The 13,739-nt window shown below is 37.7% G+C and carries 13 protein-coding genes; 10 read left to right on the top strand and 3 right to left on the bottom strand.

Features of this window, described 5'->3' with window-relative positions; genetic code table 11:
* Positions 1–257: 257 nt before the first annotated feature.
* The 4 genes from GQR46_RS07510 to queG all read left to right on the top strand — a co-directional run bounded on the left by GQR46_RS07510 (position 258) and on the right by queG (position 4,291).
* Positions 258–1,124, top strand: a complete 867-nt coding sequence (locus GQR46_RS07510) for a DMT family transporter (RefSeq protein ID WP_010554316.1) — start codon at positions 258–260, stop codon at positions 1,122–1,124.
* Complete coding sequence (locus tag GQR46_RS07505; RefSeq protein WP_165740593.1) at positions 1,121–1,825, top strand: glycerophosphodiester phosphodiesterase family protein; 705 nt, start codon at positions 1,121–1,123, stop codon at positions 1,823–1,825. Before GQR46_RS07510 ends, GQR46_RS07505 begins: the two co-directional genes overlap by 4 nt.
* Positions 1,826–1,870: 45 nt before the next feature.
* On the top strand, positions 1,871–3,091 hold the full coding sequence (locus GQR46_RS07500; protein ID WP_165740592.1) for a methyl-accepting chemotaxis protein: 1,221 nt from the start codon (positions 1,871–1,873) through the stop codon (positions 3,089–3,091).
* 66 nt (positions 3,092–3,157) lie between these two features.
* Positions 3,158–4,291, top strand: a complete 1,134-nt coding sequence (queG, locus tag GQR46_RS07495; RefSeq protein ID WP_121955309.1) for a tRNA epoxyqueuosine(34) reductase QueG — start codon at positions 3,158–3,160, stop codon at positions 4,289–4,291.
* Between the two features lie 46 nt (positions 4,292–4,337).
* On the opposite strand, the gene GQR46_RS07490 is transcribed toward queG, so the two are convergent.
* The 3 genes from GQR46_RS07490 to GQR46_RS07480 all read right to left on the bottom strand — a co-directional run bounded on the left by GQR46_RS07490 (position 4,338) and on the right by GQR46_RS07480 (position 8,123).
* Positions 4,338–5,465 carry a response regulator gene (locus GQR46_RS07490; protein WP_165727670.1) on the bottom strand — a complete coding sequence of 376 codons (1,128 nt, stop codon included), beginning with the start codon at positions 5,463–5,465 and terminating at the stop codon, positions 4,338–4,340.
* A 55-nt stretch (positions 5,466–5,520) separates the two neighbouring features.
* Positions 5,521–7,515 (bottom strand): ATP-binding protein, encoded by a 1,995-nt coding sequence (locus GQR46_RS07485; protein WP_165740591.1) that lies wholly within the window; start codon positions 7,513–7,515, stop codon positions 5,521–5,523.
* A gap of 119 nt (positions 7,516–7,634) precedes the next feature.
* Positions 7,635–8,123, bottom strand: coding sequence for a GNAT family N-acetyltransferase (locus GQR46_RS07480; RefSeq protein ID WP_165727672.1), 489 nt, complete (start codon positions 8,121–8,123; stop codon positions 7,635–7,637).
* An 81-nt stretch (positions 8,124–8,204) separates the two neighbouring features.
* On the opposite strand from GQR46_RS07480, the gene GQR46_RS07475 reads away from it, so the two are divergent.
* From GQR46_RS07475 to GQR46_RS07450, 6 genes are all read left to right on the top strand, one after another.
* Positions 8,205–8,780 (top strand): glutathione peroxidase, encoded by a 576-nt coding sequence (locus tag GQR46_RS07475; protein WP_024590220.1) that lies wholly within the window; start codon positions 8,205–8,207, stop codon positions 8,778–8,780.
* 86 nt (positions 8,781–8,866) lie between these two features.
* On the top strand, positions 8,867–9,148 hold the full coding sequence (locus tag GQR46_RS07470) for a peptidylprolyl isomerase (RefSeq protein ID WP_002958009.1): 282 nt from the start codon (positions 8,867–8,869) through the stop codon (positions 9,146–9,148).
* 64 nt (positions 9,149–9,212) lie between these two features.
* On the top strand, positions 9,213–9,791 hold the full coding sequence (locus GQR46_RS07465; RefSeq protein ID WP_165740590.1) for a glutathione S-transferase family protein: 579 nt from the start codon (positions 9,213–9,215) through the stop codon (positions 9,789–9,791).
* A 17-nt stretch (positions 9,792–9,808) separates the two neighbouring features.
* On the top strand, positions 9,809–10,159 hold the full coding sequence (locus tag GQR46_RS07460) for a DUF2750 domain-containing protein (RefSeq protein ID WP_165740589.1): 351 nt from the start codon (positions 9,809–9,811) through the stop codon (positions 10,157–10,159).
* A 99-nt stretch (positions 10,160–10,258) separates the two neighbouring features.
* On the top strand, positions 10,259–10,939 hold the full coding sequence (locus GQR46_RS07455) for a hypothetical protein (RefSeq protein WP_024590219.1): 681 nt from the start codon (positions 10,259–10,261) through the stop codon (positions 10,937–10,939).
* Positions 10,940–11,087: 148 nt separating this feature from the next.
* Complete coding sequence (locus GQR46_RS07450) at positions 11,088–13,661, top strand: M1 family metallopeptidase (protein WP_165740588.1); 2,574 nt, start codon at positions 11,088–11,090, stop codon at positions 13,659–13,661.
* Positions 13,662–13,739: the final 78 nt, after the last annotated feature.

Below are 13,739 nucleotides of genomic sequence, written 5' to 3'. Positions count from 1 at the left end.
TGCATGCCAGCATAAAGCAATCTGCGTACGTAATCGTAAAACTTAATGCCTCTAGCACTTCATTAATAGTTAAGCTGATTAAAATTAAAGAATTCATAATTATCCCCTGTTGAGTAAGGTAACTATGCCAGCGTACAAAAATAATAAGAGTGTGAAGTGTCATCAACTTTTATGACATTTGTCATGCGATAAAAAAATTCATCTTAAGAATTTTTAAGCAATGTTAATATGTTCAAAAAGTACAACAAGGAAACTAAATGCAATCTCAGCAGCAAAGTTTAATTTATTTGCACATAGCGGTATTACTTTTTGGCGGAACCGCTTTATTTGCCAAGCTTATTGGTTTAAATGCTTTAGATATTACCGTTTACAGAACTGCAATTGCAGGAATGGCTATTTTAGCCATGCTGTATTTTCAAAAAAAACAAATTAAACTAAACAAGCCTAAAGACTACCTTATTGCATTATTTTTAGGTGTTGCGGTGGGTATTCACTGGGTAACCTATTTTGCTGGTATGCAAATGGCCGGTATAACAATTGGGATGTTGGCATTTTTTAGCTACCCCGTAATGACGGTATTTTTAGAGCCCTTATTTAATAAAAGCAGGCCAAAAGCAAAAGATATAATAAGTGCGGCGGTGGTTGTTTTAGGGATTTACCTGTTAGTACCAAGTGCAAACTTGGGCGACGATGTAACCTTAGGTGTAATAACAGGTGTGATATCGGCATTGTTTTTTTCAATCAGAAACATTACCCATAAGCGCTACTTTAGCCAATATGGTGGCCCGCAAACGATGTTTTATCAAACCTTAGTGGCAAGCATTATGCTGTGCGCATTTATAGAAGTGCCGGTATATGAGGTTAGTCATCACGACCTAATTTTAATTGCCATAGCGGGTGTTATTTTTACAGCTACACCGCACTCGTTATTTGCAGCAAGTTTAAAGCATTTATCAGCGGCAACTGCGGGGTTAATTTCTTGCTTACAACCACTTTATGGCACCATACTGGCTATAGTAATTATTCATGAACGTCCTACTGTTATGACGTTAGTTGGTGGAGCACTTATTGTTAGTGCCGCTTGTTTTGAAACGTGGTCAATCACTAAAAAGGCTCGACAATGAAAGTATTTGCACACCGTGGTGCCAGTGGGGATTTTCCTGAAAACACCAAAAGCGCTATTTTAGAAGCGTTAAAAGTAGGTGTTGATGGTATTGAAGTAGATATTCAAAGTTCCATCGATGATTACATGTTAATACACGACTCATGGCTCGATAGAACCACCAGCGGTAAAGGTAGAGTGAGTAACTTTACGGCACATGAACTATCTAAACTTGATGCTGGAAATGGTGAAAAAATTCCCACTCTTCAACAGTTGTTTGATTGGAATAACAATAAATCTTTATTAAATATTGAGCTTAAACATACATTTGAACTAGAAAGGTTTGTGGCTCAACTTGAAGAAAATATTGAAGCTAACAAAATATCGAAAGCGAATATTTTAGTATCATCGTTTGATCATCATCAACTACAGTGGCTTAAAAGCAAGCTACCATGGCTTAAAATAGGCGCCCTTACTTCTTCTATTCCAATTAACTATGCAAAGTTTGCAAGTGATTTAAACGCTTATAGCGTACATGCAGATAAAACCTTTATAAATAAGGCTTTTGCCGATGATGCAAAAAAAAGAGGCTTAAAGATTTATGCTTATACGGTCGATAGAGAACAAGATATAGCGCTAATGCTTGAGTATGGCATAGACGGAATTTTTACAAATTACCCAGCGCGAACCAAAGCTTACTTGTTATCGTTACAAAAAAGCTAACTTACACCTCCCTAACTAAAATAAGAATCGTAGGGCTTAAGCATAATGAGTAGTTTTATGAAAATTTATAACTATATAGAGCAAACATTCTTTTTTACGTTAACGCGTAAAATAGTCGGTAATTTAAGTTTTGTATTATTGTTCCAAGCAATTACGTTATTTTGGCTGCATCAGAGCTTAAGCGAACAACAGCAAAGTACAGGGCTATTTTGGCTGCTTACGCTTGTTATTATATCTGGTTTTATTTTTACTCTTTTTTATATGCGTTTTTTAATTGTTCGCCCTGTTACTGCTATGCGCGATACTTTGATAAAAATAAACCAACAAGATGCAAATTTAGCAGCAAAACTTCCCCACTTTTCGTATGACGAATTTAAAGATTTAAGTTCACAATATAATATATTTACTGCCCATTTAAGTGAGTTACTCAGCACAACATATAACAGTGCTCAAGCTAGTGCACACAGTAATATACAAGTCACTGAATCGATGAAAAATACTGAGCAATCAAGTGAGCAACAAATACAGTTAAGCCACAGTATTATTAATGCCAGTATGCAAATAACCCAAAGCTTACAAAACATAGTAAATAATACAGATAGCGTGCATAACGTTAATAATGAACACCTTAACTTTGTAAAACTATCTGCATCAGAGCTCGCTGCTTTAGTAAAGCAGGTTAAACTTATTACTAATATGCTAGGTAGCTTTTCAAATACAATTGCGGGACTGAAAGAGAACAGTGAAAACATTCGTAGTATTTTAAAAATGGTTGAAGAGTTTTCTGATCAAACTAATTTGTTAGCCCTTAACGCCGCAATAGAAGCAGCTAGAGCGGGTGAAGCTGGCAGAGGGTTTGCCGTAGTTGCAGACGAAGTACGCACACTTTCAATAAAGGTCAGTGGCGCAACTAGGCAAATAAGCGACTTTATTACTCAAATGAATGAGCTAGTAAATGAAACAAATAAAGAGTCAGAGCAATTAATGACTCACTCCAATAACGCACAAAGCTCAATTAGTGCAACCTCCGAGGGTTTTACAAAAATGCTTAGTGAGTTTGAGCACAACCAACAGCAACTACAACAAATAGCCAGTGCTGTGCATATGCTTGAGGGCACTCAAACTAATACTCACCAATCGGTAGAGCAAATAGTAGCTTTAGGTGAGCAAGCTAAACAGCAAATAGATACGGCATTAGCCGATAGCGAGCAATCTCAACAGTTAAGCTTACAAACTCAACAACAGTTAAAACGCTTTGTGCACTAAGAAGCGTTTTCGGGCTTAGAGAAATATGGTAAATTACGCAGCTATTAATTTAAGTGTGTAAAGCGTGTGAGCAACCCTACCCCAGACTATGAAAAATTAGCCCTGCAAATAAAAACCTGGGGGCAAGAGCTTGGCTTTAGCGAAGTAGGTATTACTGATATTGACCTATCTAAGCACGAAGCCCAACTACAACGCTGGCTTGATGCAGGCTATCACGGCTCGATGGATTATATGGCTGCGCATGGCATGAAACGCGCTCGCCCTGCTGAATTAGTACCTGGTACACAACGTGTTATATCTGTAAAAATGAACTACCTCCCACCTGATGCTGGCTTTGCAAAAACCTTAAAAAATAAAGAAAAAGCATACATAAGTCGTTATGCACTGGGTCGTGATTACCATAAATTAATGCGTAATCGTTTAAAAAAACTCGGCCAAAAAATAGAGCAAGAAATTGGCGAATATGGCTTTAGGCCCTTTGTTGATTCAGCCCCGGTACTTGAGCGTCAACTTGCCGAAAAAGCCGGTTTAGGGTGGCGTGGTAAGCATTCTTTATTAATTAACCAAGAAGCAGGATCGTGGTTTTTTTTAGGCGAACTATTTATTGATTTACCTCTACCAATAGATGCAGAGAACACGTTTGAAGGCTGCGGAAAATGTGTTGCTTGTATTACTCTTTGCCCAACAGGTGCAATTGTAGAGCCTTACGTTGTTGATGCACGTAAATGCATATCGTACTTAACGATAGAACACCAAGGCCCCATACCCGAACAATACCGAACTTTATTAGGCAACCGTATCTATGGTTGTGATGATTGCCAGTTGGTATGCCCTTGGAATCGTTATGGACAAATAACGGATGAAAATGATTTTCATCCTCGTACTCAATTAAAAAATAAAGATTTACTTGAGCTATTTGCTTGGGATGAGCCTACATTTTTAAAAAATACCGAAGGCAGCCCTATTCGCCGCATAGGTCACGAACGTTGGTTACGTAATATAGCGGTCGGTTTAGGTAATGCAGAGTTTAGCCCGGCTATTATTCATGCTTTACAAGATAAAAGCCAAATATCCAGCGAGCTTGTTTTAGAACATATTGAATGGGCGCTTGCTCAACAAAACGATAAACAACGATTACAAATTCGTAAAACGGCTAGGTTAATCAGAATCGTAGAAAAAGGCTTACCCAGAGATGCATAATGCAGTTGGAGTAAGCCTCAAAGTAACATTATTTAATTAAATATATTTAGCTCTTTAAAAGCAATGACAGGTCTTGCTCAATTTCAGCAAAAGCTGCTTTTACCTGTTTAACAGACTCCTCTCTGGCCACTGAGTTTTGGATAGTTTCATCTACTTTTTTATAAATAAACACCTCCTGATCTTCATCTAATCCCATTGATGGGATACGTTCTTCGAGCTCTTCTTGTAACTGTTTAAACACTTTTTCGTTGTTTTGACGGTTGTCATTCAATAAGCTAATTAAGCCATGAAACTTACTGTGAACTGTACTTGCTACGGCATTAAGTTTTGCTTGTTGTGATTCAAGCATTTTCTTAGTCATGATGGCGCGTAGTTGCTGCTCGGTAACACTGACAATAAAACATACGTGGTCGCGTATACGCCCGTGTTTATCTGGATCGTGATCAGGCATATTTAAAATAAGTAAGCTAATCAATTCATAGTTAACTAAAATTCGATGCGAAAATTCATGTAAACGCCCTTTGTTTTTAAGCATTTCAAATAGCTCCACCACAATAGGTGAACACACGCCGCTTAATGCAAAGTGACTAATTTCATCGTTCTCTCTAAACTCAACATTACTTTGCAAATCAAAAGATTGTAGGCAATCTATAAGCGCTTTACCTAGCTCTTGAGGGTCGTTAATAAAGCCTATGTTTTCAACGTAGTTAACTATCTGCCCCATTTCACTGCTGTTAGCCATGGCATTAAATGCAGTTGATGTAGCATCTTCAACTTGCTTTTCAAGGCTTTGTTTTTCAACAAGTACTTGGTTTAAATTTTTAAGCTTTGACTTAAGTTCATCATGGCCAAAGGGTTTTACAATATAGTCTTCTGCACCAACCGAGTAGCCTTCCATACGCTCTTCAACTGTGCCACGAGCAGACACAAACATAACAATAATGTGTGCTGTATTTGGGTTTGCTTTAAGTGCCTTACATACTTCATAGCCGTTCATTTGCGGCATACTTACGTCGAGCAATATAACCTGAGGCATATAGCCTTCAACCATGTTTAAACACTCAGGACCACTTGTTGCTACTTGTAATTCAAAATCAAGATCCTCTAAAATCTCCTCAATAATTTCAAGGTTAAAGGGTTCGTCATCAACGGCAAGTATTTTAGTTAAGGCCATAATTTATCATCCATTCAAATTCTCAAAAAAAGTTACTTGGTATGCTAACTAGCAATTAATTACTGTGTTGTATTAATTGATCTTCAGCCAAATGATCATCTAGATTTATTTCTAATGGCACCTGTATAGATATAGTTGCACCACCATTTTCGTTGTTACGTGCAGTGATCTCACCTTGATGTAAAGACACAAACTCTCTACACAATGCAAGGCCCAATCCGGTACCACCGGCACCGCTATTTGTTTTGCTGCTTTGTACAAACTTAGTAAAAATATGTTCCAGCTCATCTTCTGGTATACCGACCCCATTATCGGTAACCTCTATAGTAGCAAGCTTATTATCTGACTCTAAATTTACCCGTATTTTACTTTTGGGTTCGCTAAATTTAAGTGCATTACCTAATACGTTTCGAAGTAACTGATTTATTTGCTCTTCATCACATTGCGCAATTACAGGTAATGGCTGCGCGGTAAATACAACCTCAATTTCTTTTTCCATTGCCGTACCAGATACATCATCAATACTTGTTTTTATAATGTTCGCTAAATTATATGGACGAGGATTAAATGGAAACTTACCCACATCTAGCTTAGATAGGTCGAGTAAATTATTTAGTAACGACAGTAAACGCTCACCACTACTCTCTATTCGCGATAGGTATTTAATGAGTTTTTCTTTTGCAAAATCTCCAGTTTCTAGTTTGCTTAAACCAAAACGCGAAAAGCTTAAAATAGAGTGCATAGGTGTTCGAAGTTCATGCGACATGTTTGCTAAAAATTCTGATTTACTTAAGTTTGCAGCCTCAGCCACGTTTTTAGCGTGCTCGAGCTGTGAGGTACGCGCTCTTACTTGCTCTTCAAGGAGATCTTTTGCTTCAAGTAGTAAATCTTCTTTTTGCTTAAGGTGGGTTACATTTTTAAATATTACGGCAAGTGCTATTTCGCCATGGTGATCTATTTCATTAAAAGATCCCACTAACGGTATATAGCCCCCTGCAGTTTTAGATAAACGTAAGTCGCAGCTAAATTGGCGATTGCTGTTTAGTGTCGAAATTTTATTTTTAATACCTAACGTAGAATCATCATCTAAAAAGCTAAATACTGATTTACCTTCTAGTTCGTTAAACGGTAAGTTAAATAGTTTTAAACAAGCATCATTAGCTTCTATCACTCTACCGCATTTCTCAAACAACATAATTGCATCAGGCGTATGCTTATAAATAACCTGAAGTAGGCTGTCTTTTTCAATCAGGGCATCAACCGTATCTTGTAGCCTTTCGACAAGTTCTGCGTTATGGCGTTTTAATAACTCTGTTTGCCACAGTTTATGTATTGATTGTAATAATGAGCTGTCGTTCAATGGCTTAATAAGTACGTCTTCTACACCTTGACGAATAGCTTCAATCATTGAAACTTGATCGGGACGTGAGGTAAATAATAAGCAACGGCAATGTGGTTGCATTATTTTTAAGTTTGAAAAAATTTCTAAACCGGTCCCGTCATCTAAAACAAAATCACTTATTAGTATATCGATTTGCTTTTCTTTCGTAATTTCTAAAACTTCTGCAGAGGTGGTTGCTGTATGGGTCTCGATATGAGCACCAATCAAGCTGTTTTTCATTTTTTCGAGGCGCTCAGGAACATGATCGACGAGTAAAATAGCGGGTAATTGCAAAATATGATTAGAGCCTAATTCTAGTAGGCTCTCTAAAAGAGAAGTAATTTCTTTATTAGAAAAAAACGGGTAGATCACGGTTGCGTCAGGCGCAACATGATTTAGCTCACTAAACGCAGTTAGTTGCTCACCACTTTGTGCTTTTGGAGCAAGCAGCATAAAACGCTCTTGCGCTACTTGGCTAACAAGCGGTTTTATAGAATCAACAGGGACACCATGGGCAACAACAACTAAGTCGTAGTCGCCTATATTGGTATACATGTCTAGCATGCTGAAATGAATTAATTCGACTTCACATCCTATTAATTCTAAAAGCACTTTCACACGCATTGCGATGACACTGCTACTATCAACAATTAATATTTTTCGAATCATCAAGCTACACTTCAAATTAATAAACTTAATATGTTAATAGCGTAGACTATTTTTATTTAATTGGCATAAACCCTTCGTCTTATTTTGTAAAAAAATATTACAACATTATGAAAAATAATTTATTCCAGATGTTTTCCAAAAATAGTAAGGCTATACGCCTTATCATCCATTATGGCAACGCTTGGCAACTCACCCCATATTGCAAAATCAAAATGCTTAAACAATTTAACACTCGGTAAGTTATGACTAAAAATAAAGCCGAGTAATACTTTAATATTTAATTGCTTAGCTTGTGTTTGAGCAAATATCATTAGCTTTTTACCAAGCCCTTTACCTTGCGCTTTACTGGTAATGTAAATGCTCATTTCTACTGTGCCGTCGTAAGCTGGGCGCCCATAAAACGATTTATAACTTACCCAAGCAAGTACTTGGTCATTTTCGCAGTAAACGTAAATAGGCCTTTTATCGTTGTGGCTATTAAACCAGTTACGCTTTTCGTCAACGCTCACTTCTTGCGTATCTGCAGTTACCATTCGCCCTGCAATAGTTTCGTTGTAAATGGCTACAATTTCATTAAGATCATTAATAGTTGCTAAACGGATTGTCATAGGTCATTAGAGGGTTGATCAATTTGTTCCATATTAGCGTATGATTATCCAATCAAACAATCGTAAAGTTTAGGTAATGTAATGCTTAAAATAATTATAATAGGTTTAACGGCTTTACTTATTAATGCTCCCCTTCAAGCTCAAACACCATCAATCATAAATAAAACCTCTACACAGGACTGCCAAGATTTTACCAATGTAGATATACGAAAGCTTCGCTCAAAAGAATCTATTAACTTGTGCCAATTTAAAAATAAACCTTTGTTAATAGTAAACACGGCAAGTAATTGTGGTTTTACATATCAATTTAAAGGCCTTGAAGCGCTATATCAACAATACAAAGAGCAAGGTTTAGTCGTATTAGGGTTCCCCTCTGATGACTTTTTTCAAGAAGAAGACAATGAAAAAGAAACAGCGAAAGTATGCTTTGTAAATTATGGTGTAACTTTTCCCATGTTTGCCACCAGCAAAGTTCGTGGTAGCGAAGCAAATCCAATTTTTAAATATTTGAATGAGCAAACTAGCTCTCCAAATTGGAACTTTTATAAATACTTAGTGTCTGCTGATCGTAAAACAGTTTTACGGTTTAACAGCAAAGTGGCACCTAATTCAGAGCAAATGATTACTGCAATTGAAACTGCGTTTTCTGATAAATAAGTTTATACTGGTACAATTAGTTGAAACTAACTAGAATGATATTTCAATTCGGTTAAAAAAACACCACACTATACTCGGGAGATTTTATGACAGTAGCAAGCGCACGACATATACTTGTAGACAGTGAAGCACAATGCTTAGACTTAAAAACAAAAATTGAGCAAGGCGAAGACTTTGCTGAACTAGCAAAAGCACATTCTAATTGTCCTTCAGGTCAGGATGGCGGTGCTCTTGGTGAGTTTGGCCCTGGTATGATGGTTCCAGAGTTTGATAAAGTTGTGTTTTCTGCGCCAATTAATCAAGTACAAGGCCCTGTGCAAACTCAATTTGGTTATCATTTACTTGAAGTTACTAGCCGTTCAGAATAAATTTAACTGTACTGTAAGTAACATTTGATAAAAGCCGCTTATGCGGCTTTTTTATGGAGTAATTATGCAATTAATTGGTTCTGTACCTTCACCTTACGTGCGCCGCATTAGAATTTGGGCACAACAAAACAGCTGCAAACCAGAGCTTGTAAGTCTCGATATATTTTCTGAGCAAGATCGCCCTACTATGGCCAGTAAAAATCCAGCTCGAAAAATCCCAATACTGGTAGATGGCGACTTAACTCTTAGTGACTCTAATTCTATATTGCGTTATTTACTTGAAAAAACAGGTCAGCCAAAACTAACGTGGCCTCAAGAGCACTTACTTACGACTATAAATGCTTGTAACGATTCGTTAGTAGAAATGGTGTTATGTAAACGTTCTGGATTTGACACCAAAAGCGATAAATTATTTTTTAATCTGCAAAACGAACGTATTGAACAAACATTAAGCTTTTTAAATACCCATTTAAGCGATGAAGAATTTAAAAGCTGTGAATACCTCAACATCAGTTTATACTGCCTGCTTGATTGGATTTGCTTTCGCGAATTAGCTGACTTTAGTCAGCATTCAGCGCTTGTTGCTTTTCATAAGCAATATGACGAGCGCCAAGCAGCAATAGACACCAATCCTCGTCACTAATTTAAAAGGGTAAACACATGAGCGATATCGAAATTGAATCACAACTAGTTAACTTCGTAGAAAAAGTACGTATTAGCGAAGTAATTTGGGCACTTGGTGCAGAAGATAATGGCTTTGTAGTGTGCGATTCTAACCAATTTGATGAAACTGACGTATTACTGCTTTGGGAAAGTGAAGCAGCAGCTAAAGCACAATGTAAAGAAGAGTGGAAAGATTACAGCCCAGTAGAAATCAACCTTGATGAGTTTTTAGATGCATGGGTTGAAGACTTAAACGAAGACAACGCACTTGTTGGCATTAACTGGAATGATGACCAAGTATGCACAGAAATTGAGCCTACAGGTTTAGCTCGTGCATTGAGTGAATAATACTTTATACGCTTTACGTTAAAAGCGAATAAAACCCGACTAGCATCTACTGCTAGTTGGGTATAAAATAAAACACATCATTATTTTCAAGGTATTACGTTGAAAACCCATCTTGGTCGCCGGCCCTTTTCAGCCATGGAACTGCACACTCTTTATAATGGATATATATACGGTGATTTTAAAGTTGCACGAGAGCAACCAAAACACTGGCATTTTTGGCTCCCTTTAATTGCATATTATAGTGGTGCTTATAGCGATGAGATTGGTTATTTAACGCTTGATGATCTGTCCCTTGAAAAAAACGTCTTATGCTTTAATTTTCATACCCACGGTAAAATAAAACCTCGCTTAGTTCCTGTACATCAAGCACTTATAAATGCTGGATTTAATGAATATATAACGTTCATCAAATCGCAAAACCAACACCGATTAATGTTCGACTTACCCGCTAAAACTGGCAGGTACAGTGAAAAAGTCCGCATTTGGTTTTCAGGCGAAGGTGAGCGAGCCGGTTATCTGCAAAAATGTGATATACCAAACGTAGATCAACTCGGTATGAAAACAGCAATAAGCAGTCTTCGTCTTAACTTTGAGCAACAAGTGCGTATATACGCCCTACAAGCTAACTCTAAAGACGCCTTTAATTACTTGATGGGTTTTAACGAGTATCCACACGATGTGTTTAGCGATACCCACTTATTAAATACCGTTGTCCAACAAATACGTATTATTAACTCACACCTGCATTGGCAGCGTTTTATAACGCGCGAAAGCCACTGACAAACTTTGTTACTATTTCCCCTTAAAGTCACCGTTATAATCAATTACTCTATTTAAAAAAACTGTTAGGATATCTAACCCCCTAATTATATGAGCATAAAAAAGCCTATTTAGGGTAGTTTCTAACAACAACAATCTAGGGATCACTATGTTTCTTAAAAGCCTCTTAACAGTGAGCGTTGCTTTGGCAATGGGTGCTGCAAACGCTAACGAATTCGTTATTGAAAAACTCGCAAAACCAAGTTCACAACAGGTGTCGTTAACACTCGACCCGAGCCAAGATACATTCACAGGGATGACTGAGATTTCCCTAGAAGTACTAAAACCAACAAAATACATTGAGTTAAATGGCGTAGCTTACGCTGTTAAAATGGCGCAACTGCTTGGTGATGAAAACTGTGATTTAAACAATGAAATGCTTAAAACAGGTAAAGTGAAATTTAGCTGTGATGAGCAAATTCAACCAGGTAAATACACACTTAAAGTTGATTTTTCAGCGCCATATAACCGTCAAAGTGTTGGTTTATACAAAACATTAGACCAAGGCACTCCTTACTTATTTACTCAATTTGAAATGAGTGATGCACGCCGTGCATTTCCTGTTTTTGACGAGCCAAGTTACAAAATTCCATTTCAGTTAACGATTACTGCGCCTACATCACAAAAAGTATATTCAAATACGCCAGAGTTAAAAACAACAGTTAATGGCGATATGACCACACACTTTTTTGATAAAACACCGCCAATCCCTTCATACCTAGTAGCGATGGCTGTTGGCCCGTTTGAAGAATTAGAAATTAAAGGCATGCCAATTCCTGGTCGTGTAATTACCCCACAAGGTAAAATTCACTTAGCCCAATACGCAAAAGAAAATATGCCAAAAGTACTGGGCGCACTTGAAGCGTATTTTGGTATCCCTTACGTTTACAAAAAATTAGACTCAGTAGCGGTACCAGAGTTTCCATTTGGCGCAATGGAAAACTCAGGCTTAGTGACCTACAGAGAAGATATTTTATTGGTTGATTTAGCTGCCGCAACACGCAGTAAAAAACAACGTAATGTATCAATTATTGCTCACGAACTTGCTCACCAATGGTACGGTAACTTAGTAACCATGAAATGGTGGAACGACTTATGGTTAAACGAAGCGTTTGCTAGCTGGATGGCTGCAAAAATTACTAAGCAGCTTAACCCTGAGTTTGAATCGCACTTAGACCTGCCACAAAACAACGTAATGGCACTTGATGCACGCCTAAGCACCAAGCCTATTCGTAAGCCAATTAAAACCGAAGCTGACATTATGGACGGTTTAGGTCTTGCTTACAGTAAAGGCAGCTCAGTACTTGCTATGGTTGAAAACTGGATTGGCGAAGATGCATTTCAAAAAGGTATTCAAAGCTACTTAAAAGAGTTTTCATATAAAAACGCAGAAGCGGCCGACCTATGGGAAGCACTTGGTAAAGCATCAAATCAAGACGTAGCGAGTGTTTTAAAATCGTTTATTGAACAGTCTTCTTTCCCATTAGTTAAAGTAAATCAACAAGGCAGCAAAGTAACTATTTCACAAAGCCGCTTTGTAAATGCAGGCGTTGATGCGCCAGAGCAGTTATGGAATGTACCGGTTGCAATTAAATATGGTGCTGGCGATAAAGTAAAAACAGCAAATGTATTACTTAATAAACAAAGCCAAACGCTAGACTTAGACTTTGAGCCAGAATGGATTTATCCAGATCAGGGTGCACTAGGCTACTACCGCTGGGTAATGGATGACGCACAATTTAGCGCACTTGTTAAAAAGGCGCCAAGCGTACTGAGTGACCGTGAACGCTTAGCGTTGTTATCGGCTACTGATGCACTACTTGACGCTGGTGTTATATCTGCGGCTAAGTTAATGCAAACACTTGAAGTGTTCGTAAGCGATAGCCACCCTCGCGTAGCAAATACCGCGCTAGGTTACTTAGTATCGCAACAACGTACTTTTAAAGACGATAGCAATAAAGACCTATGGCCTGAATTTATTCGTAATGCAGTAACGCCTGCAGCTAAAAAATATGGTTTAGAAGCTAAAGCGGGAGAAGACGGAGCTATTGCACAACTTCGTGCGGCCGTTGTATCACGCTTAGGCTTTGATGGTGAAGATCAAAACGTAATCAGTAAAGCGAAAGAGCAAACACAAGTTTATTTAAATCATCCACAAAAAGTAGACCCTTACTTAGCGGGTACGTACTTAACTCTTGCTGCTTTTCATGGTGACAAAGCGCTGCTTGATCAATTCATGACAACGTTTGAAACAACGAAAGATCCACAAGTACGCACTAACATGCTTGCTGCAATGGGCTTTTTTGGTAAACCTGAATTACAAAAAGCGGTATTAGCTTATAGCTTAACGGATGAAGTAACTGCCTCTGACATGCGTACTATTTTGTCAGGTCAAAGTTATACAGATGAGCGCCAAGCGTTATTTATTGACTGGGTTTACAGTAACTACGATAAAGTAACAGCAAGCTTACCGCCTTTCTTTATTCCTAACTTACCGTACTTTACAACGGCGAGTTGTAATGCAGAAAGCTTAGCTAAAACAAAGACCTTTTTTAACGAAAAAGTAGCTGATGTAGCCGGTTACGCTCGTACATTAAGTAAGCTTGAAGAAAGCACAAACGATTGTATCGCGCTTAAAACACGTGAACTAGAATCGGTTAATAGCTTCTTAAAAAGTAAGTAACCCTTAGGTTTATTAAGCTATAAAAACACAAAAGCCGCTGAATATAAATTCGGCGGCTTTTTACGTTTATGTTTACGT

The organism is Pseudoalteromonas sp. Z1A6, assembly GCF_011378745.1.
Classification (GTDB): Bacteria; Pseudomonadota; Gammaproteobacteria; order Enterobacterales; family Alteromonadaceae; genus Pseudoalteromonas; species Pseudoalteromonas arctica.
This window is presented reverse-complemented; position numbering and strand designations above follow the sequence as displayed.

Coding starts and splice junctions, on each gene's coding strand:
- GQR46_RS07510 (WP_010554316.1), top strand. CDS start 258: ATGCAATCTCAGCAGCAAAGTTTAATTTATTTGCACATAGCGGTATTA.
- GQR46_RS07505 (WP_165740593.1), top strand. CDS start 1,121: ATGAAAGTATTTGCACACCGTGGTGCCAGTGGGGATTTTCCTGAAAAC.
- GQR46_RS07500 (WP_165740592.1), top strand. CDS start 1,871: ATGAGTAGTTTTATGAAAATTTATAACTATATAGAGCAAACATTCTTT.
- GQR46_RS07490 (WP_165727670.1), bottom strand. CDS start 5,465: ATGGCCTTAACTAAAATACTTGCCGTTGATGACGAACCCTTTAACCTT.
- GQR46_RS07485 (WP_165740591.1), bottom strand. CDS start 7,515: ATGATTCGAAAAATATTAATTGTTGATAGTAGCAGTGTCATCGCAATG.
- GQR46_RS07480 (WP_165727672.1), bottom strand. CDS start 8,123: ATGACAATCCGTTTAGCAACTATTAATGATCTTAATGAAATTGTAGCC.
- GQR46_RS07475 (WP_024590220.1), top strand. CDS start 8,205: ATGCTTAAAATAATTATAATAGGTTTAACGGCTTTACTTATTAATGCT.
- GQR46_RS07470 (WP_002958009.1), top strand. CDS start 8,867: ATGACAGTAGCAAGCGCACGACATATACTTGTAGACAGTGAAGCACAA.
- GQR46_RS07465 (WP_165740590.1), top strand. CDS start 9,213: ATGCAATTAATTGGTTCTGTACCTTCACCTTACGTGCGCCGCATTAGA.
- GQR46_RS07460 (WP_165740589.1), top strand. CDS start 9,809: ATGAGCGATATCGAAATTGAATCACAACTAGTTAACTTCGTAGAAAAA.
- GQR46_RS07450 (WP_165740588.1), top strand. CDS start 11,088: ATGTTTCTTAAAAGCCTCTTAACAGTGAGCGTTGCTTTGGCAATGGGT.